The 18159-nt window shown below is 58.1% G+C and carries 18 protein-coding genes; 5 read left to right on the top strand and 13 right to left on the bottom strand.

Annotation, left to right across the window (positions count from 1 at the left end):
• The first annotated feature begins 33 nt into the window (after nucleotides 1–33).
• The 3 genes from treC (at nucleotide 34) to nrdG (ending at nucleotide 4794) form a co-directional block, all read left to right on the top strand.
• A complete protein-coding gene (treC, locus tag L384_RS12815; RefSeq protein WP_023324065.1) occupies nucleotides 34–1677 on the top strand; it encodes an alpha,alpha-phosphotrehalase in 1644 nt (547 codons plus the stop codon).
• A gap of 373 nt (nucleotides 1678–2050) precedes the next feature.
• Entirely contained in the window at nucleotides 2051–4189 is a 2139-nt protein-coding gene (gene nrdD / locus L384_RS12820) for an anaerobic ribonucleoside-triphosphate reductase (protein WP_003863406.1), read from the top strand.
• 140 nt (nucleotides 4190–4329) lie between these two features.
• Nucleotides 4330–4794, top strand: a complete 465-nt coding sequence (nrdG, locus tag L384_RS12825) for an anaerobic ribonucleoside-triphosphate reductase-activating protein (RefSeq protein WP_003856093.1) — start codon at nucleotides 4330–4332, stop codon at nucleotides 4792–4794.
• A gap of 32 nt (nucleotides 4795–4826) precedes the next feature.
• On the opposite strand, the gene L384_RS12830 is transcribed toward nrdG, so the two are convergent.
• The 10 genes from L384_RS12830 to L384_RS12875 all read right to left on the bottom strand — a co-directional run bounded on the left by L384_RS12830 (nucleotide 4827) and on the right by L384_RS12875 (nucleotide 13495).
• On the bottom strand, nucleotides 4827–6737 hold the full coding sequence (locus L384_RS12830; protein WP_023324064.1) for a BglG family transcription antiterminator: 1911 nt from the start codon (nucleotides 6735–6737) through the stop codon (nucleotides 4827–4829).
• Between the two features lie 19 nt (nucleotides 6738–6756).
• Nucleotides 6757–7893 carry a lactonase family protein gene (locus L384_RS12835; RefSeq protein WP_023324063.1) on the bottom strand — a complete coding sequence of 379 codons (1137 nt, stop codon included), beginning with the start codon at nucleotides 7891–7893 and terminating at the stop codon, nucleotides 6757–6759.
• Between the two features lie 119 nt (nucleotides 7894–8012).
• Entirely contained in the window at nucleotides 8013–8753 is a 741-nt protein-coding gene (locus tag L384_RS12840; RefSeq protein WP_023315284.1) for a 2-dehydro-3-deoxy-phosphogluconate aldolase, read from the bottom strand.
• A complete protein-coding gene (locus L384_RS12845) occupies nucleotides 8750–9868 on the bottom strand; it encodes a DgaE family pyridoxal phosphate-dependent ammonia lyase (RefSeq protein WP_023324062.1) in 1119 nt (372 codons plus the stop codon). The genes L384_RS12840 and L384_RS12845 overlap by 4 nt, the downstream gene beginning before the upstream one ends.
• Complete coding sequence (locus L384_RS12850) at nucleotides 9852–10985, bottom strand: amidohydrolase/deacetylase family metallohydrolase (RefSeq protein ID WP_023324061.1); 1134 nt, start codon at nucleotides 10983–10985, stop codon at nucleotides 9852–9854. The genes L384_RS12845 and L384_RS12850 overlap by 17 nt, the downstream gene beginning before the upstream one ends.
• 42 nt (nucleotides 10986–11027) lie before the next feature.
• Entirely contained in the window at nucleotides 11028–11669 is a 642-nt protein-coding gene (locus L384_RS12855) for a DUF4310 family protein (protein ID WP_003856081.1), read from the bottom strand.
• Nucleotides 11670–11682: 13 nt separating this feature from the next.
• Complete coding sequence (locus L384_RS12860; RefSeq protein ID WP_006810337.1) at nucleotides 11683–12459, bottom strand: DUF4311 domain-containing protein; 777 nt, start codon at nucleotides 12457–12459, stop codon at nucleotides 11683–11685.
• A 22-nt stretch (nucleotides 12460–12481) separates the two neighbouring features.
• The gene (locus tag L384_RS12865) at nucleotides 12482–12781 is read right to left on the bottom strand and encodes a DUF4312 family protein (protein ID WP_023324060.1); all 300 of its coding nucleotides are present in this window, start codon (nucleotides 12779–12781) and stop codon (nucleotides 12482–12484) included.
• A 2-nt stretch (nucleotides 12782–12783) separates the two neighbouring features.
• On the bottom strand, nucleotides 12784–13146 hold the full coding sequence (locus L384_RS12870) for an SFCGS family glycine-rich protein (protein WP_006810339.1): 363 nt from the start codon (nucleotides 13144–13146) through the stop codon (nucleotides 12784–12786).
• A gap of 10 nt (nucleotides 13147–13156) precedes the next feature.
• A complete protein-coding gene (locus tag L384_RS12875; RefSeq protein WP_026080657.1) occupies nucleotides 13157–13495 on the bottom strand; it encodes a PRD domain-containing protein in 339 nt (112 codons plus the stop codon).
• 416 nt (nucleotides 13496–13911) lie between these two features.
• Here L384_RS12875 and L384_RS21850 point away from each other — a divergent pair, with 416 nt between their 5' ends.
• Nucleotides 13912–14067, top strand: coding sequence for a Hok/Gef family protein (locus L384_RS21850; RefSeq protein WP_017383916.1), 156 nt, complete (start codon nucleotides 13912–13914; stop codon nucleotides 14065–14067).
• A gap of 70 nt (nucleotides 14068–14137) precedes the next feature.
• On the opposite strand, the gene cybC is transcribed toward L384_RS21850, so the two are convergent.
• Complete coding sequence (cybC, locus tag L384_RS12885; protein ID WP_022650280.1) at nucleotides 14138–14524, bottom strand: cytochrome b562; 387 nt, start codon at nucleotides 14522–14524, stop codon at nucleotides 14138–14140.
• A 42-nt stretch (nucleotides 14525–14566) separates the two neighbouring features.
• Nucleotides 14567–15919, bottom strand: a complete 1353-nt coding sequence (gene pmbA, locus L384_RS12890; protein WP_015572506.1) for a metalloprotease PmbA — start codon at nucleotides 15917–15919, stop codon at nucleotides 14567–14569.
• A gap of 95 nt (nucleotides 15920–16014) precedes the next feature.
• On the opposite strand from pmbA, the gene yjgA reads away from it, so the two are divergent.
• The gene (yjgA, locus tag L384_RS12895) at nucleotides 16015–16566 is read left to right on the top strand and encodes a ribosome biogenesis factor YjgA (RefSeq protein ID WP_003856072.1); all 552 of its coding nucleotides are present in this window, start codon (nucleotides 16015–16017) and stop codon (nucleotides 16564–16566) included.
• Nucleotides 16567–16664: 98 nt separating this feature from the next.
• On the opposite strand, the gene mpl is transcribed toward yjgA, so the two are convergent.
• Nucleotides 16665–18056 (bottom strand): UDP-N-acetylmuramate:L-alanyl-gamma-D-glutamyl-meso-diaminopimelate ligase, encoded by a 1392-nt coding sequence (gene mpl / locus L384_RS12900; RefSeq protein ID WP_023324059.1) that lies wholly within the window; start codon nucleotides 18054–18056, stop codon nucleotides 16665–16667.
• Nucleotides 18057–18159 lie beyond the last annotated feature (103 nt).

Genomic DNA, 18159 nt, shown 5'->3' with positions numbered 1-18159 from the left:
AGTTGCGCCCCTTCGCATTTGCAGGAACGCACTATGAATACCCTTCCTCACTGGTGGCAGAACGGCGTCATCTATCAGATTTACCCAAAGAGTTTCCAGGATACCACCGGCAGCGGCACGGGCGATCTACGCGGCGTAACGCAGCGCCTGGACTACCTGAAAACCCTCGGCATTGACGCTATCTGGCTGACGCCGTTTTATATCTCGCCGCAGGTGGATAACGGTTACGACGTGGCGAACTACACTGCCATTGACCCGACCTACGGCACGCTGGACGACTTTGACGAACTGGTTGCCCGGGCGCATGAACACGGTATCCGCATCGTGCTGGATATGGTCTTTAACCACACGTCCACGCAGCACGCCTGGTTCCGCGAGTCGCTGGATAAAGCGAGTCCGTACCGCCAGTTCTATATCTGGCGGGACGGTACGCCGGATACGCTTCCCAACAACTGGCGCTCCAAATTTGGCGGCAACGCCTGGCGCTGGCACGCCGAAAGCGAACAGTATTATCTGCACCTGTTCGCACCGGAGCAGGCGGATCTCAACTGGGAAAACCCGGCGGTGCGCGCCGAGCTGAAAAAAGTGTGCGAGTTCTGGGCCGATCGCGGCGTGGACGGCTTACGTCTGGACGTCATCAACCTGGTTTCAAAAGATCAGGATTTCCCGGACGATACCCTCGGCGACGGTCGCCGCTTCTACACTGACGGGCCGCGCATCCACGAATATCTTCAGGAGATGAGCCGGGACGTCTTTACCCCGCGTAACCTGATGACGGTGGGCGAGATGTCCTCCACCTCGCTGGAGAACTGCCAGCAGTATGCGTCTCTTGATGGCCGCGAGCTGTCGATGACCTTTAACTTCCACCACCTCAAGGTGGACTACCCCGGCGGCGAAAAATGGACGAAGGCAAAGCCGGACTTCGTGGCGCTGAAAACCCTTTTCCGCCACTGGCAGCAGGGGATGCACAACAAAGCCTGGAACGCGCTGTTCTGGTGTAACCATGACCAGCCGCGCATCGTGTCGCGCTTTGGTGACGAAGGGGAACACCGCGTGGCGGCGGCGAAAATGCTCGGCATGGTGCTGCACGGGATGCAGGGCACGCCGTATATCTACCAGGGTGAAGAGCTGGGTATGACCAACCCGCATTTCAGCCGTATCACCGACTACCGCGACGTGGAAAGTCTGAACATGTTCGCCGAACAGCGGGCTAACGGACGCGATACCGATGAACTACTGGCGATTCTGGCGAGTAAGTCACGCGATAATGGCCGCACGCCGATGCAGTGGGACGCCTCGCACAATGCGGGCTTTACCGAGGCCGAGCCGTGGATTGGCGTTTGCGACAACTACGAAACCGTGAATGTCCGCGCGGCGCTGGACGACCCCGATTCGGTGTTCTACACCTATCAGTCGCTGATTCGCCTGCGCAAAACCCTGCCGGTACTGACGTGGGGGGATTATGAGGATCTCCTGCCTGACCACCCTTCCCTGTGGTGCTATCGCCGCCAGTGGCAGGGGCAAACGCTGATGGTGGTGGCGAACCTGAGCCATTTGCCTCAGGAATGGCAAGCGGACGCTCTCAGCGGCGTGTCACAGATGGTGATAAGCAACTACCCCGCCCCTCAAACCTCAATGCTTCGTCCGTTTGAAGCCGTGTGGTGGCTAAAGCAGTAATTCCTCCGCCGGGCACGATGCCGTGTCCGGCTTACTTTGCTGTTTTTGTTGAATAATTAATCAGATTTTTCCTTCGCGTCTTTACAATTGCCCCAGCGCCCGCCGTTTGTACTCTCGTCTTTTTACTTTGTCCTGCATCAAAAAAATCGCAAACATGTTTGATGCAAATCACTATATGTAGCACTTAAAATGCACGCCGACCCAACATCTTGTATTTATCGTCTACTATTCCAACAACAAGACGGCGCTTACGCTGGCCGGAATTGTGGATAACACGGGCTGGGCACGCGGGAAGTCTTTGCCGCGGCGAGGAATACGCCCGGTGAATACTTCTCCACCTCTGTGGATAACCTGTTTTTAAAATGGAGTGATCATGACACCGCATGTGATGAAACGTGATGGCTGTAAAGTGCCGTTTAAATCAGAGCGCATCAAAGAAGCCATTCTGCGTGCAGCTAAAGCAGCGGGAGTCGATGACGCAGATTACTGCGCCACCGTCGCAGAAGTCGTTAGCAGCCAGATGCATGAACGCAGCCAGGTGGATATCAACGAGATCCAGACCGCGGTTGAAAACCAGCTGATGTCTGGTCCGTACAAGCAGCTGGCGCGCGCCTACATTGAGTATCGTCACGACCGTGACGTCCAGCGTGAGAAACGGGGTCGCCTTAACCAGGAGATCCGCGGCCTGGTAGAGCAAACCAACTCGTCGCTGCTCAATGAAAATGCCAATAAAGACAGCAAAGTGATCCCGACCCAGCGCGACCTGCTGGCCGGTATCGTCGCCAAGCACTATGCCCGTCAGCATCTGCTGCCGCGCGATGTAGTCTCGGCGCACGAGCGCGGTGAGATCCACTATCACGATCTCGACTACTCGCCGTTCTTCCCGATGTTTAACTGCATGCTGATCGACCTGAAAGGCATGCTGACCCACGGTTTTAAAATGGGTAACGCCGAGATTGAGCCGCCGAAATCCATCTCCACCGCGACGGCGGTCACGGCGCAGATCATCGCCCAGGTGGCGAGCCACATCTATGGCGGCACCACCATTAACCGCATTGATGAAGTGCTGGCCCCGTTCGTGACCGAGAGCTTCAACAAACACCGTAAAACGGCGGAAGAGTGGCAGATCCCGAATGCTGACGGTTACGCCCGTTCCCGCACCGAGAAAGAGTGCTACGACGCCTTCCAGTCGCTGGAATATGAGGTAAACACGCTGCACACCGCCAACGGCCAGACGCCGTTTGTGACCTTCGGGTTTGGCCTCGGCACCAGCTGGGAATCACGCCTGATCCAGCAGTCTATTCTGCGCAACCGTATCTCCGGCCTCGGTAAAAACCGTAAAACGGCGGTGTTCCCGAAACTGGTGTTCGCCATTCGCGACGGCCTGAACCACAAGTTTGGCGATCCGAACTACGACATCAAACAGCTGGCGCTGGAGTGCGCGAGCAAGCGTATGTACCCGGATATCCTCAACTACGACCAGGTGGTAAAAGTCACGGGTTCGTTTAAAACGCCAATGGGCTGCCGCAGCTTCCTCGGCGTGTACGAAGATGAGAACGGCGAGCAGATCCACGACGGGCGCAACAACCTGGGCGTCATCAGCCTGAACCTGCCGCGCATCGCGCTGGAAGCCAAAGGGAATGAAGCGGCCTTCTGGACGCTGCTGGATGAACGTTTACAGCTGGCACGTAAGGCGCTGATGACCCGCATCGCCCGTCTTGAAGGGGTGAAAGCCCGCGTCGCGCCAATTCTCTATATGGAAGGAGCCTGCGGCGTGCGCCTGAAAGCGGACGATGATGTGTCGGAGATCTTCAAAAACGGTCGCGCGTCGATCTCTCTTGGCTATATCGGCATTCACGAAACGATTAACGCGCTGTTTGGCGACAAGCATATCTATGACAACGACGCCCTGCGTGAGAAGGGTATCGCGATTGTGCAGCGCCTGCGCGATGCGGTAGACCAGTGGAAAGAGGAAACTGGTTACGGTTTCAGCCTGTACAGCACGCCGAGTGAAAACCTCTGCGATCGCTTCTGCCGTCTGGACACCGCCGAATTCGGCATCGTGGAAGGCGTGACCGACAAAGGTTACTACACCAACAGCTTCCACCTCGATGTGGAGAAGAAGGTGAACCCGTACGACAAGATCGACTTCGAAGCGGCTTATCCGCCCATCGCGAACGGCGGTTTTATCTGCTATGGCGAGTACCCGAACATTCAGCACAACCTGAAGGCGCTGGAAGACGTGTGGGATTACAGCTATCAGCACGTGCCGTACTACGGAACCAACACGCCAATTGACGAGTGCTACGAGTGCGGCTTTACCGGTGAGTTCGAGTGCACCAGCAAAGGCTTCACCTGTCCGAAATGCGGTAACCATGATGCAGCCCGCGTCTCCGTGACCCGCCGCGTGTGCGGCTACCTCGGCAGCCCGGATGCCCGTCCGTTTAACGCCGGTAAGCAGGAAGAGGTGAAGCGCAGGGTGAAACATCTCGGGAATGGGCAGATCGGGTAAGTTCTGCGCAGGGTGTCCCCCTCACCCTACCCCTCTCCCTCAAGGGAGAGGGAACCGATCGAGCACATTGTTATTCCGGCCACCGGTTTTCTCCCTCTCCCTGTGGGAGAGGGCCGGGGTGAGGGCATCAGGTTAACGCTATGAATTATCACCAGTACTACCCCGTCGACATCGTCAACGGCCCCGGCACCCGCTGTACCCTGTTTGTATCAGGCTGCGTTCACGAGTGCCCCGGCTGCTACAACAAAAGCACCTGGCGCCTGAACTCGGGTATGCCGTTTACCGCTGAGATGGAAGACCGCATCATCAACGACCTGAACGACACGCGCATCAAACGCCAGGGGATCTCGCTCTCCGGCGGCGACCCGCTCCATCCGCAAAACGTGCCGGAGATCCTGAAGCTGGTAAAACGCATCCACCACGAGTGCGCGGGAAAAGACATCTGGGTCTGGACGGGCTATAAGCTGGATGAACTGAATGCGCAGCAGATGGAAGTGGTGGATCTAATTAACGTCCTGGTCGACGGCAAGTTCATGCAGGATCTAAAAGATCCTATGCTTATCTGGCGCGGCAGCAGCAACCAGGTTGTGCATCATCTGCGTTGAATGAAGGCGGATATCCTCTGTCCGCCTGAACGTCAAAACCGACTCAAACTCTCCATCGCCACAGCCTTAAACGCCGCAAAATTCTCGCACTGGCACAGGCGCGCCATCGCGCGTTCACGCAGGAAAGTGACAAAGATGTCGTAAATCGCCATTGCCTCTTCGTACTCGCTTTTGCTGATGGCGAGCAGGAAGATGACATGGGCGGTTTCATCTCCCCACTGAATGCCCTGCGGCGCCAGCACGGTGTAGACCACCGTTTTTTGCGCCAGCAGGCCGAGGGAGTGCGGCAGCGCAATGCCGTCGCCGAGCATGGTGCTGACGATGGCTTCACGCTCGATAACCGAATCCAGAAACTCCGCACCGACAAAGCCCTCTGCTTCAAGCTGTTCACACAGCTCGCGGAACAGCGTTTGCTGGTCGACAGGCTTGTCGATAATGCGGAAATGGGCCGCGTCGAAGTATTTTTCCAGCATCCACGGCCGGGTGCGGTCCACCAGCACCAGCTTGCCGATCTGCTCTAACTGATAATCGGTCGGGAACGGGGCGATCATCACCACCGGTTTGGATTTTTCGCTCACACGGGCGGTGGAGATCACAAAGTCTTCGCTAATGGCATCGGCAAGCTCGTACTCGCGAAGGGTGAGCGTGCGCGTCACCTCAATCTGCGGGTATTTACGCTGAAGTACCGCCTCGATCATGCGCACCATCGCGTTACCTGCGTCGCATACCAGCAGCACCCGCGGCTGGCGCTGGTAGCCGATGTTGTAGTGGCGCTCCAGCCCGACGCCGATATGCAGCACCAGAAAACCAATTTCGTTTTCGCTGATCACATACGGGGTGTATTTGCCCCAGCTCGACACCGCCGCGAGGGTCATATCCCACGCCATCGGGTAGTGCTGCTTGATGTTATCCAGCAACGGATTGGGGATCATGATTTGATACCGCACGCGGGTAATCATGGTTTTGATGTGCGTGAGCAGATCTGCATGCAGTTGCTCGTCGCTCAACAGGTTGTAGTTATAGTGGGTGTTGATGTAGCGCAGAATGTAGTTGACCAGGGCTTCGTCGTCGTCAGCATTAATGGCGCTCGGGGCGATCTCCTGGATCTGCCGCGCCGCAATGTGCACGCACAGCCAGCTCTCTTCTGACGGCGACAGCGCTTTGCCCGCCAGTTCCTGGATAGCTACCGCGATATCTTTCGCCGCCTCATGCACGTTCTCTTCCACGTCTTCCGCGTGGAATTCCGGCAGCGGATACCCTTCGCTGATGCGCCGCACCGACACCGCGCAGTACAGGCGCAGGAACAGCTCGCCTTCGTCGGTCAGGCGAATGTGATGGCGCGTCAGCGCATCGTGCAGCACCGGCACCATCTTTTCCGCCACGCCCGCGTTCAGCGCCACGTCGGTCACCAGCGGGTTCAGGCTGTCCTGCTGCGCCAGCTCCCACAGGAGGTCGGTCAGGCAGGCGCGGATCGCCATCTCGCTGCCAAACAGCTTCATGCCGTGGCGAGGGCGGGTTTCCAGCGTCAGGTTGTAACGGTGAAACCACTCGCGCACTTCCACCATGTCGCTCTGCAACGTGGCCCGGCTGACGAACCACTCATCGGCCAGATCCTCCAGCTTGATGGAAAAGGCTGACGTCAGAAAACGCACCACCAGATAGTGCACGCGCTCAGGTCCGGTTCGCGGAATACGCAGCGCGCGCGGGTGGGACGCCTGCAATTGCTGATAGCGCGCCACATCATTAATTTTGAGCTGATAGCCGTTGCCCCGGCTCAAAATGAACTGCGCGCCGTGGCTAGCCAGCAGCGCGTTCAGGGCGGTGATATCCGCCCGGACGGTTCGCGTGGAAACCGACAGCCGCTGCGCCAGCTCGTCCTGCGGCAGCGTCTCGTTTTGCAACAGATCGAAAAGTTGCGCTAAACGTTGGTTCGGAAATCGCACGTCGTTGTCCTCTTACGGCTTAAGGTGAAATGACCATCTGGGATGGGCTGCCGACCGGGGTATAGTCTGGCTCGGCGCTCAGCTTGCCGTCCGGTGCCACGCGGAAACGGGTAATGTTGTCGCTGCGCTGGTTCATGACGTACAGCCAGCGACCCTGCTTATCGAGCGTCAGGGTGCGCGGATAGTCGCCGCGCGTCCAGACATCATCCTGATGCGTCAGCGTACCCTCTGCCGTTACGGTAAAGTGCCCGATGCTGTTATGCAAACGGTTAGCGACATACAGCTGTTTCCCGTCGGCACTTAGCGCCAGCCCGGCAGCAAAACTGGTGCCTTTATAACCGTCCGGCAGGGCTGAAACCGTTTTACCCTCTTTCAGCCTGCCATTACTGTCCAGCGCATAATGGGTGAGCGTAGACGCCTCTTCGTTAATCAGCCACAGGGCATCACCTTTCGGCGTAAAGACGAAGTGGCGCGGCCCGGCCCCTTTTGAGGAGGCGCTGATAAACGGCGGATCGTTCGGAGTCAGCTTCCCGGTTTGATCGTCAAAACGGTACTGATAGATGCGATCCAGCCCCAGATCGGTGGAAAAAACGTATTTCCCGCTCGGATCGGCGGCGATCATGTGCGCATGCGGGCCGTTATGATCGCTGATGGCGAAACTGCCCTCGACGGCAGCTTCCGGCTTCGCCGCGCCCGGTTCGCCTTTGTCCTGATGGGTGTCCGTAGCATCGCTCAGGCTGCCGTCTGCGTTAACGGGCAGCACCGCGACAGTTCCGCTGATGTAGTTTGCCACCAGCAGATGTTTACCGTTCGGCGTCAGGGAAAGATATACCGGCCCCGCGCCGCCGGAGGCCACCTGATTCAGCTCGCTCAGCGTGCCGTTATCGCCGATGCGCAGCGCCTGCACCACGCCCTGCTCCACTTCGCTTGCCAGATAGAGCGTTTTGCCGTCGTGTGAGACGGTTAACTGCGCGGCGTTCGGCAGCTTGCTCACCAGCGTTTTATCGTTCAGCGCACCGGTTTGCGGGTCGACGGTAAAGCGGTACAGCCCTTCGCCGTTGGGGTTGTAGGTGCCCACCCAGGCGTACTGGTTTTGAGCAATAGCAGAGGTAGCAAGTAAAGAGAGTGAAGCAACAAGCAGGGTACGGGTGTGCATGGTGGCTCCTTCGGGTGTGTGCGGTTTGTTTCCCCTCACCCTAACCCTCTCCCCAAAGGGGAGAGGGGACGATTACACCCTCTCCCCTTTGGGGAGAGGGCTGGGGTGAGGGGCAGGTTTTACTTCACCAGCTTCTTCGTCATCGCCAGCAGCGTGCGCACATCTTCTGGGCGCGTATCACCGCTGGCTTTATCGATAATCGAGCTGTAGATATGCGGGATGATTTTGCTCACGCCCGCGTCGAGGGCGATCTGCAAGATCGCCTCGAAGTTCTCCAGATCGATTCCCCCGGTCGGCTCCAGCCAGAAGTCGTGACGGGCGCAGGCTTCCGCCACCGCCTGGTATTCGTCACGGCATTTCAGGCCGCCCATCGGAAAGTACTTGATGGAGCTCCCGCCGAAATCTTTCAGCAGGGCGATGGCGGTTTCAACCGGGACAATGCCGTCCGGCGCGTTGCTGCTCAGCGGGCCGGTGGAGATTTTCACCATCCCGACGGTACCGGTCGGAGAGACCAGACCGTTGACCACGGAGTCATTTTGCCCCAGCAGCGCGCGGCTGGTGGCCACGCCGGTAAAGACCTGGTTAACGTGCTGCGGCTGCACCTGGCGGGAGATTTCACTCACCATCGCCGACTGGTTCGGATCGCCCGCGCCCAGGCCAACGGAGAGCGCGTTATCAATCAGCTTCGCGTATTCACGCATATCCGCGACCGCGCTCGCCACGTCCGGGTAATTTTTGGAGAGCACGCCCACCAGCACGTGGCCTTCCGCCGCCTCATAGATGGCGCTGGCGTTGGCCTTTGAGCCTGCCAGCACGTTCAGGCAGACGCGGTCACGGTAAAAGTTGGGGGTCAGTTTCATGCGTTTTTCTCCTGTCCTAATACTTCACTAATGCGGCGGTACACAATGTTCAGCTGGTCAGCGTTTACGCTGCGCACGTCCGCCTCAATAATCCCTTCGTTGGCCTTGTAGCCACGGAAATAGATGGCGTATTCGCCCTGCTTGAGCGCATTCACCAGGTCACCCGTGCCGACGCCGGTGGTGGCTTCGTCGAACTTAATTTCGGTGCGGGCGATGTCGCGTCCGGCGCTGTCCCAGACCACGCGCGCGGTCACACCGTTAAGGGTGTTGAGCGCCTCGATAAACGGCGTCATTTTCGCCACCATCTCGGCGCCGCTCTCCTTGGTGGCCGTCAGGTAGTGTTCGATGGCGCAGGTCAGGCCAAGAATGCCCTCTTTGCCCACCTTCATCGCGCGGCCAATGCCCGCCGTCTGGCGCTTCACCCACTCAACGTACTGGGTTTTGCCAATCACCAGGCCGCTGGTTGGGCCTTCGATCGCCTTCGCGCCGCTGTAGATCACCAGATCGGCGCCGGATCGGTAATAGGTATGCAGATCTTCTTCCGCCGCGGCATCAACGATCAGCGGCAAGTCGTGTTTACGCGCGACAACCGCCGCCTGCTCGACGCTGAGCATGCTTTTCTGCACGCAGTGGTGCGATTTAATGTAGAGGATAGCCGCCGTGCGCGGGGTGATCGCCGCCGCCAGCTGATCGGCGGAACATTCGTTGGCGTAGCCCGCTTCCACCAGCTTGCCGCCGCCAAGCGCCACCATGGTGCCCACCGGCGCGCCAAAATTCACGTTGTGGCCTTTCGGCAGGACGATCTCGTTGTTCTCAATCGGGGTGACGTGCAGGTTTTCCAGCAGCCAGTCGCTGTCTTTCACCAGCACCGCGGCCACGGACTGGGCAATGCCCGCCGACGCGCAGGAGACCACCGTCGCCCCTTCCACGTCCAGCAGCTTCGCGATGTATTCCCCGGTTTTATTGACAAGATCCTTCATCTCGAAATAGTGATTCATGCCGTCCATCGCCGCCTGCACCACTTCCGGGCGCGGCGTGGAGACGCCCAGCGCCGTCATGCGGCCAGAGGTGTTGATAACCTGCTTTAAGTTGTACTTCTCATAAATCGAAGGCATGTTCCGTGCTCCCTTGTTCGGTCATGTAGCCCTTGCCCGCGCGGATCGCGGCAAGCGGCACCAGAATGTGTTCAGCCTGTAGGCTGTCGTTTTCGGCATCCGTCAGCACCGTCGGCTGGCGCTTGAGGGTAAACAGCGTCAGATCGGCGTCGAGGCCAGGCTGAATGCGGCCTTTGCGCGTCAGGCGCAGGCCGTCGGCGGCGTTGGCGGTGACGCAGTCAATCACCTGCGGCAATGACATGCCGATGGCGAGGAATTTCGACATCACGCTTGCCAGCGAGCCGACCGGACCGTTGATGCGGTTGCGGCAGTAAATATCCGAGCTGATGGTGTGCGGCAGAATGCCCATCGCAATAGCGCGCTTCGCCACTTCAAAGCTGAAGCTCGCCGTACCGTGGCCAACGTCCAGACGCACGCCGCGCTTCAGGGCGGAGGTAATGGAGGCACGCAGCTCGCCGGAGGGCGTCAGGATGCGGTTTGGCTTGCCGTTGTAGCAGTGGGTAATGATGTCGCCGGAGCTCAGCAGCTCGGCGATTTCGTCGAGGTTCGGCGGGTTGTTGCCAATGTGCACCATCAGCGGCAGGTCGCCGTTCTCTTTCTGGATCGCTTTCGCGCGCGCCAGCGGGGTGATGCCGTTTTCACCGACCACGCTGCTGCTCATGCGCGCCTTCAGGCCGACGATAAAATCAGGATAGCGTTTCACCGCCTCTTTCACCGCGTCGGCGTCAATATTGGCCATTTTGGCCAGCTCGTTCTGGGCGATCAGCCCCACGCGGGAGATGTTCAGCAGGGCAAACACCTCGGTGGAGGCTTTGCGGGTGATGGCGTAGAAATCGTCCACGTCGTCGGCCCCGGTGCTGCCCGCGTCCACCACGGTGGTGACGCCGGTGGCAATGCCCACGCTGTCCGGCTCGTCGTGGTAAATCGGGGAGTTCGGGTAGCAGTGGACGTGGGAGTCAATCCAGCCCGCGCTGACGAACACATCACCGTTAAGCTCAACCGTTTTGCGGGCGGGAGCGTTAATGTCGCCTGTCGCGGCGATCTTCCCGTCCTGAATGGCGATATCGGTCAGGGTATCGTCGGCGAGGCGCGCACGGCGCAGGAGTAGATCAAACATGGGGTTCTCCTGATAAGGCGGGCACCGAAGCGCCCGCGGGTATTAAAGGGCGACCGGGAACAGCCAGCCCAAAATCATTGCGCCGAGGATGGCGCCACCGGTTATCGGCTTCTGCCAGATGTAGAACAGCAACGCGCCTACCAGGGAACCGACGCCGATTGGAATGGAAGCGGTCATGGCGCTGAGGATAATCAACGGCCCGAGGAAGCGGCCGGAGGCGTTACCCGCGCCCATCATCACGTCTGCGCCGTAGGTGGAGTTGCTCTGGTTGATGGTGAACTTACGCGCCAGGATGATGACGTAGCCAATCGCCAGACCAATCACCAGGCCGGTAATCAGCGAGGCAATGAAGTTGGTCACCGGGAACATGATCCCCGCGCCCAGCAGCAGCGCCGGTACGCCGAGGCCCACGCCGGTCTGGATCGCCCCGCCGATATCAAGAATACCTACCAGCGACCCTTCGATAATTCGGGCGAACAGGAAGCTCGCGCCAAATGCCGCCACCGCGCCGTAAACGCCGGTATCAATGCCCGCTTTCAGCATCGCCACGAAGGCCACTTCGTTAAACGCGCCGATGCCGTAGAGGTAGTACATGTGCGTCCCGGCAAACACGCCGGAGGAGAGCAGGCCAACGAAGATCGGGAACGACCAGTCGGCATACCAAAAACCTTTATTCTGTTCCATTTAGAGGCTCCTGTTATTTACCGCTGAGCGAGTTGTGGATCATGTCGAGCCAGTTCGGCACGGTCAGATGGAAGGATTCGATCATCTTCATGTCGAAGCCGCGGAAGAAGCCGCTCAGCACGAAGAGCAGAACGATCGCCGCCATCATCACTTTGGTGACGTGGTTCCAGCCGCTCTCCTCCACGCCTTTACCGATCAGAATACCCAGTACCAGACCCGGTACGGCGTTGCCCATAATCAGCTGCGCCGCGCCGCCAAAGATGGTGGCCCAGAAGCCCGATTTTTTACCCGCGTCGATGGCCGCCAGCCAGAAGATTACCGGCATCACGGTGTTGACCAGCAGGTTCGCGGCAGGCACCAGCACCTTCACGGCGGTGACCTGAAGCGCTGCGGGCACGGAGGAGGCGGTCAGGTTAAGGAAGGTCACGACAATCATGCCGATGATGCCGCAGGCAATCGCCATTTTGCGCGGGTCATGCAGCGTTTCACCGACGTTACGGTTTTTGATCATCAGCGCGGCAGCACCCCAGTTTGGGATGATGCGGTGGTCAACGTCCTGTGTGAAGGCACCTGCGGCCACGGAAGAGGCCCAGGCGTTAAAGAAGAAACCTAACCCAAAGGAGAAGTGGGACGCCGGATCCCCTTCGCAGGAGTTCAGTTCCCCCAACGTACGAAACGCGCCCATACCCTGAGTGGTAGGCGCATGAAACATGCGTGCAGCCCCGGCCCCGACACCGACGCCTACCAGGCCGCCGATGATGAGCGATTTTATTAATATAATTAAGAACATCAGTCTGCCCTTTTATGAATAATCAGCGTTGCGTGACGAAATCCACCTGGTCGAGATTGATGGCTGTCACGTTGACGGTCACATCCAGCTCCACGCTGTAGGTGCGTCTTTCCCGGCGCAGAAAGAAGAACAGAAACGCTTCTTTTCGCACCGCTTCTTGCGCCTGAACGACCTGCACATCCTGTGGCTCAATACGCAGTAAGATATGCGGTGAGGTTTTCATCACCGCGGCCTGAACGTGGTTGAGCGCGTCGGCAAAGGCGCGCGCTTTGGCGTCGCCCTTCCCCTTCACTCTCACCGTGGTTGTGAACTGTTCTTTCATGCTTACGCGCCGTATTTCTTCTGCCACGCCTGTACCAGACGCTCGCCCAGCTCTTCTTTATCCATAAAGCCAAAGCCCAGCACGTTGCAGCCTTCGTTGATGGCGGTCACACCCTCATCCACGGAGCGCATTCCGTATTTGGCCTTGTAGCCATATTTGGTCTGAGCGGTGATGGCGCCCGCGCCGCCGCTGCCGCAGAAGGAGATGCCGAAGGTGGCGTTTTCCGCTTTCATCACGTCACCGAGCTTCATATCCGCTGCCATGCCCGGTACGACAACCGCGCGTCCGCCGGCTTTTTCCACACCCGCAGCCACTTTCTGACCTTTACCCAGGCGATCGCCAATCACGACTGTAATCTGTTCCATGTGTTGCTCCTTAAAGGTTGTCTTTCGCGACTTCGAAGTGAACGGAGAGCAGCCAGGCCTCTTCATCAGGAAGGTTGCCGAACTGCGCTACCACTTCACGGGCAAGTTGCATTGAATCTGGTGAAATTTCGTCGAACAGCTCTGCTTCAACCTCCGGCAGCGGCTCGCCGGTCACGGACCGGTGCGCCATTGCGCGAACGTGGGAGGTCAGCATCTGCTCCTGTACCGCGTTGGGGATGATGTTGTGCCGGGCCAGCAGGGCGTAGACCTGCTGAAGCATGGTGTTCGCGAGCTGTTCTGTTTGCACCGCCTGTTCCCCAACGTCGTTCATTACCGCTCCGTTAATCACTCGTCTTACCCCGTTAATGGCTCTGGAATAAAACTAACGTTGGGGGGGAATTGTTTGTAGCGAGTTGTTTTCCACTTCGAAGTGGAAAGGCGAGCAGCGGCAGTGATCTGTGCCACATAAATGCGGTGAATCTGTATAAATCGCTGGATTTACGTGATGAATATCACGCTATTACGCGGTATTAGACTGAAAAGCGGAGTGGAAAAGATTACGAGCAGGCTCGTAGAAATGTGACGTGGATAAGGTTTTCTTATGGAGATTCGCTAGAGTGGCGGCGGGTGCTTGAGACTGACCGTCTCAGGCATGGGACGGAAAGTGGAAAGCCCCGCCTGATAAAAAATCAGGGCGGGGGCTCGAAACGACACGTCACACCGTGGAGTTCGCTACCTCGCCCGCTTTAAAGCAAGGAGGCATCCATGAAACGCAGAAACCCAAGTATCGGGGTTTTGATGATTATTTCTTTGACAATAATCATCTTAACGCTGGTGACGAGGAAAACACTGTGCGAGATCCGTTTTCGTAATGGCTCGCTTGAAGTGACAGCGCGGATGGATTGTCGCTCCGGCAAGTAGGGAGCAACGATGCGGGGGCGCATCATGCGCCTCCGCATACGGAGAGAGGACGTACAGCTCAGGCACCCAATTAACGATACTTTTTGTGATACGCGTTGCGGGTCGCCGCAAACTGATCGGCTGCCGCCTGGGCTTCCTTCACTTTGCCTTCGTTCGCCAGCTTCAGCGCGCCGTCGATCTGGCCGACCAGCACGTCAAAGCCGTGGCGGTAGTCTTTCATCTCGGCGCTGTCTGCCGCTTTGCTTTCCAGCTTCGGCGGCGTCGCTTTTTGCGCATCCAGCGCAGCTTCACGCATCTTCGTCAGTGCGTCTTTCATTTCCGCCGCATTGTCGGTTTTCTGCACCACCTTCAGATTTTGACTGAGGATGTCCATGTTGTCTTCGAGATCGGCAGCAAACGCAGATGAGCCAAGAACCAGCGTTGAAGCCGCGACGATCGCTAACAGGTGTTTACGCATTGCTCACTTCCTTTTTTATTATTAATCACGCTTTTACGGGGATTATTGCCCGGCGATTTTCATCTCAGGCAGTAATACAGAACCACACTGAATATTGCTGCGTGTTTCAATATCGTTACCGACCGTAACAATATTGCGCCACATGTCCTTGAGGTTGCCGGCGATGGTGATTTCGCTCACCGGATACTGAATTTCACCGTTTTCGACCCAGAAGCCCGCTGCACCGCGAGAGTAATCGCCGGTGATACCGCTCACGCCCTGCCCCATCAACTCGGTGACCACCAGGCCGGTGCCCATCTCTTTCAGCATCTGTTCAAAATTCAGGCCCTGTCCGGCAATGCGCCAGTTGTGGATGCCACCCGCGTGCCCGGTGCTTTTCAGCCCCAGCTTACGCGCAGAGTAGTTGGTCAGCAGCCACTGGGTCAGAATGCCGTCTTTCACGATATCCCGGCGTTCCGTGCGTACGCCTTCGCTGTCGAACGGCGTGGAGGCCAGCCCTTTCAGCAGGTGTGGGTGCTCTTCGATGGTCAGCCATTCCGGCAGGATCTGCTTGCCCAGCGAGTCGAGCAGGAAGGTCGATTTACGGTAAACGGAGCCGCCCGCGATAGCGCCCACCAGATGGCCAAACAGGCCGGTCGCCACTTCGTTGGCAAAAATCACCGGGGCTTTCATGGTGGAGAGTTTACGCGGCGACAGGCGAGACAGCGTGCGTTCGGCGCACGCTTTACCCACCCACTCCGGAGACTGCAAATCCCCCAGCGCGCGGCCAATGGTATAGGCGTAATCGCGCTCCATGTCGCCGTTTTCTTCGGCGATGACGCAACTGGAAAGCGAGTGGCGGGTTGAGCAGTACCCCTGCAACATTCCATGGGAGTTACCAAACACTTTAATGCCGTAGTGGCTGTTAAAGCTGCCGCCTTCGGTATTGGTGATGCGTTTGTCAGCCTGCAAAGAGGCCTGCTCGGCACGCGCGGCCAGCTCAATGGCTTCATCCGGCGTCACTTCCGCGGGATGGAACAGATCGAGATCCGGCGCGTCAAACGCCAGCAGCTCTTTATCGGCCACGCCAGCGTAAGGATCCGGGGAGGTGTAACGCGCGATATCCAGCGCCGCCTGCACCGTACGGGCGATGGCATCCGGGCTGAGATCGGTAGACGACGCGCTGCCTTTGCGATTCTGGTGATACACGGTGATCCCCAGTGCGCCATCGCTATTAAATTCTACATTCTCCACTTCGCCATAGCGGGTGCTCACGCTAATGCCGGTGGTTTTGCTGACCGCCACTTCGGCGCCATCTGATTTACCTGAAGCAAGCGTCAGCGCGGTGGAGACGGCTTCTTCCAGAATCTTACGCTGCGCTTCAACTTGTGAGGTTACTTTCATCGCAAATGCCATACTGTAAGAGAGAGTTAAGTGAAGTCTAACAGAGAACCGTTTTTCAGTGCGCGTCTTAACTGGTAACATTAGCCTCTTTTTTTAAGGAGCCTGACATGACTAAGCAGCCCGAAGACTGGCTCGACGACGTTCCCGGTGATGACATCGAAGACGAAGATGATGAGATCATCTGGGTCAGTAAAAGTGAAATTAAACGTGACGCCGAAGAGTTAAAACAGCTTGGCGCAGAAATGGTAGAACTGGGTAAAAACGCGCTGGATAAGATCCCGCTCGACCAGGATCTGCGTGATGCCATTGAACTGGCACAGAAAATCAAGAAAGAAGGGCGTCGCCGCCAGCTTCAGCTTATCGGGAAACTGCTGCGTCAGCGCGATGTTGAGCCGATCCGTCAGGCGCTGGATAAACTGAAGAACCGCCACAACCAGCAGGTTGCGCTGTTCCATAAGCTGGAGCAGATCCGCGACCGTCTTATCGAGCAAGGTGATGACGCGGTACCTGAAGTGCTGAACCTGTGGCCGAATGCCGACCGCCAGCAGCTGCGTTCTTTGATCCGTAACGCGAAGAAAGAGAAAGAAGGGAATAAGCCGCCGAAGTCAGCGCGTCTGATTTTCCAGTATCTGCGCGAGCTGTCTGAGAACGAAGAGTAAACCCCTCACCCCAGCCCTCTCCCTAGCCCTCTCCCCAAAGGGGAGAGGGAGAAGAGATAATGTAGGCCCGGTAAGCGCTAGCGCCACCGGGCTTTTTTTTACTCTGCGGCCGCGGCTTTCTTCGCCAGACCGTCCAGCAGCTTCTGATGGATCCCACCAAACCCGCCGTTGCTCATCACCAGAATGTGATCGCCAGGCTGTGCGGCTTTCACCACCATATCCGCTAAGACATCCACGTCCGCACTCCAGTGCGCCGGCTGAATGCAGGCGTCGGCCACTTCGGCCACCTGCCACGGAATATGCTGCGGTTGCAGCAGGAAGACTTCGTCGGCACGCCCTAAGGACGGCGCGAGATCGTCTTTGCAGATGCCCATTTTCATGGTGTTCGAACGCGGTTCCAGTACGGCCAGAATGCGCGCGGTGCCGCCAACTTTGCCACGCAATGCGGCAAGCGTCGCCAGAATGGCCGTTGGGTGGTGCGCGAAATCGTCATACACCGTCACACCGTGGGCTTCGCCACGCAGCTCCAGACGGCGACGAGCGTTGATAAACGTGCCCAGCGCATTGGCGGCATCCGCAGGCAGTACGCCAACGTGACGCGCCGCGGCGATCGCCATCAGGCCGTTGTGCATGTTGTGCTCGCCCACCAGGCCCCACTTCACCTCGCCCACTTTCTCACCGTCGAGCAGCACTTCCCATTCGGAGGCATCCGCGTTGAGCTTTTTCGCCTGCCAGTGCCCCTGCTCGCCCACCAGCTCCTGCTCGCCCACCAGCTCCTGCTCGCTCCAGCACCCCATCGCCATAGTCTGCTTCAGGTTGATGTCGTTCTCCGGCAGGATAATGCGGCCCTGGCCCGGAACAATGCGCACCAGATGGTGGAACTGTTTCTGAATCGCTTTCAGGTCGTCAAAGATATCCGCGTGATCGAACTCAAGGTTGTTGAGGATCAGCGTGCGTGGGCAGTAATGCACGAATTTAGATCGCTTGTCGAAGAACGCGCAGTCGTATTCATCCGCTTCAATCACAAAGAACGGGCTGTCGCCCAGACGCGCGGAGACGTCGAAATTGCCCGGCACGCCGCCGATCACAAAGCCCGGCTTGTAGCCGCAGGCTTCGAGGATCCAGGTCGCCATACCGGCGGTGGTGGTTTTGCCATGCGTCCCGGCAACGGCGACAACCCAGCGGTCGCGCAGGACAAAATCATGCAGCCACTGCGGGCCAGACATGTACGGGATATTGCGTTCCAGCACCGCTTCAACGCATGGATTCCCACGGGTCATGGCGTTACCCACGATCACCAGATCCGGCTGCGGCTCCAGCTGGCTGGCGTCGTATCCCTGAATCAGAGAAATTCCCTGCTTCTCGAGCAGCGTGCTCATCGGCGGATACACATTGGCGTCCGAACCTGTCACTTCATGGCCCAGCGAGCGCGCCAGCATTGCCAGTCCGCCCATGAAAGTGCCACAAATCCCCAATATATGAATGCGCATACGTCACTATCCTTCTTCAATGTGGCGCACATTTTACTCACATGTCAGCGGCTGTGAAACGCATTTCAGGTAAATCCGTATTTTGCTGGCGCGATTCACCTCT

The sequence above is a fragment of the Enterobacter sp. MGH 38 genome (assembly GCF_000492855.1).
Classification (GTDB): Bacteria; Pseudomonadota; Gammaproteobacteria; order Enterobacterales; family Enterobacteriaceae; genus Enterobacter; species Enterobacter hormaechei_C.
The sequence above is the reverse complement of the archived record's forward strand: the minus strand, read 5'-3'. Positions and strand labels throughout refer to the sequence as shown.

What these genes read in the sequence shown, in the direction of transcription:
- treC (WP_023324065.1), top strand. Translation starts at nt 34, where the DNA reads ATGAATACCCTTCCTCACTGGTGGCAGAACGGCGTCATCTATCAGATT.
- nrdD (WP_003863406.1), top strand. Translation starts at nt 2,051, where the DNA reads ATGACACCGCATGTGATGAAACGTGATGGCTGTAAAGTGCCGTTTAAA.
- nrdG (WP_003856093.1), top strand. Translation starts at nt 4,330, where the DNA reads ATGAATTATCACCAGTACTACCCCGTCGACATCGTCAACGGCCCCGGC.
- L384_RS12835 (WP_023324063.1), bottom strand. Translation starts at nt 7,893, where the DNA reads ATGCACACCCGTACCCTGCTTGTTGCTTCACTCTCTTTACTTGCTACC.
- L384_RS12840 (WP_023315284.1), bottom strand. Translation starts at nt 8,753, where the DNA reads ATGAAACTGACCCCCAACTTTTACCGTGACCGCGTCTGCCTGAACGTG.
- L384_RS12845 (WP_023324062.1), bottom strand. Translation starts at nt 9,868, where the DNA reads ATGCCTTCGATTTATGAGAAGTACAACTTAAAGCAGGTTATCAACACC.
- L384_RS12850 (WP_023324061.1), bottom strand. Translation starts at nt 10,985, where the DNA reads ATGTTTGATCTACTCCTGCGCCGTGCGCGCCTCGCCGACGATACCCTG.
- L384_RS12855 (WP_003856081.1), bottom strand. Translation starts at nt 11,669, where the DNA reads ATGGAACAGAATAAAGGTTTTTGGTATGCCGACTGGTCGTTCCCGATC.
- L384_RS12860 (WP_006810337.1), bottom strand. Translation starts at nt 12,459, where the DNA reads ATGTTCTTAATTATATTAATAAAATCGCTCATCATCGGCGGCCTGGTA.
- L384_RS12865 (WP_023324060.1), bottom strand. Translation starts at nt 12,781, where the DNA reads ATGAAAGAACAGTTCACAACCACGGTGAGAGTGAAGGGGAAGGGCGAC.
- L384_RS12870 (WP_006810339.1), bottom strand. Translation starts at nt 13,146, where the DNA reads ATGGAACAGATTACAGTCGTGATTGGCGATCGCCTGGGTAAAGGTCAG.
- L384_RS21850 (WP_017383916.1), top strand. Translation starts at nt 13,912, where the DNA reads ATGAAACGCAGAAACCCAAGTATCGGGGTTTTGATGATTATTTCTTTG.
- cybC (WP_022650280.1), bottom strand. Translation starts at nt 14,524, where the DNA reads ATGCGTAAACACCTGTTAGCGATCGTCGCGGCTTCAACGCTGGTTCTT.
- pmbA (WP_015572506.1), bottom strand. Translation starts at nt 15,919, where the DNA reads ATGGCATTTGCGATGAAAGTAACCTCACAAGTTGAAGCGCAGCGTAAG.
- yjgA (WP_003856072.1), top strand. Translation starts at nt 16,015, where the DNA reads ATGACTAAGCAGCCCGAAGACTGGCTCGACGACGTTCCCGGTGATGAC.
- mpl (WP_023324059.1), bottom strand. Translation starts at nt 18,056, where the DNA reads ATGCGCATTCATATATTGGGGATTTGTGGCACTTTCATGGGCGGACTG.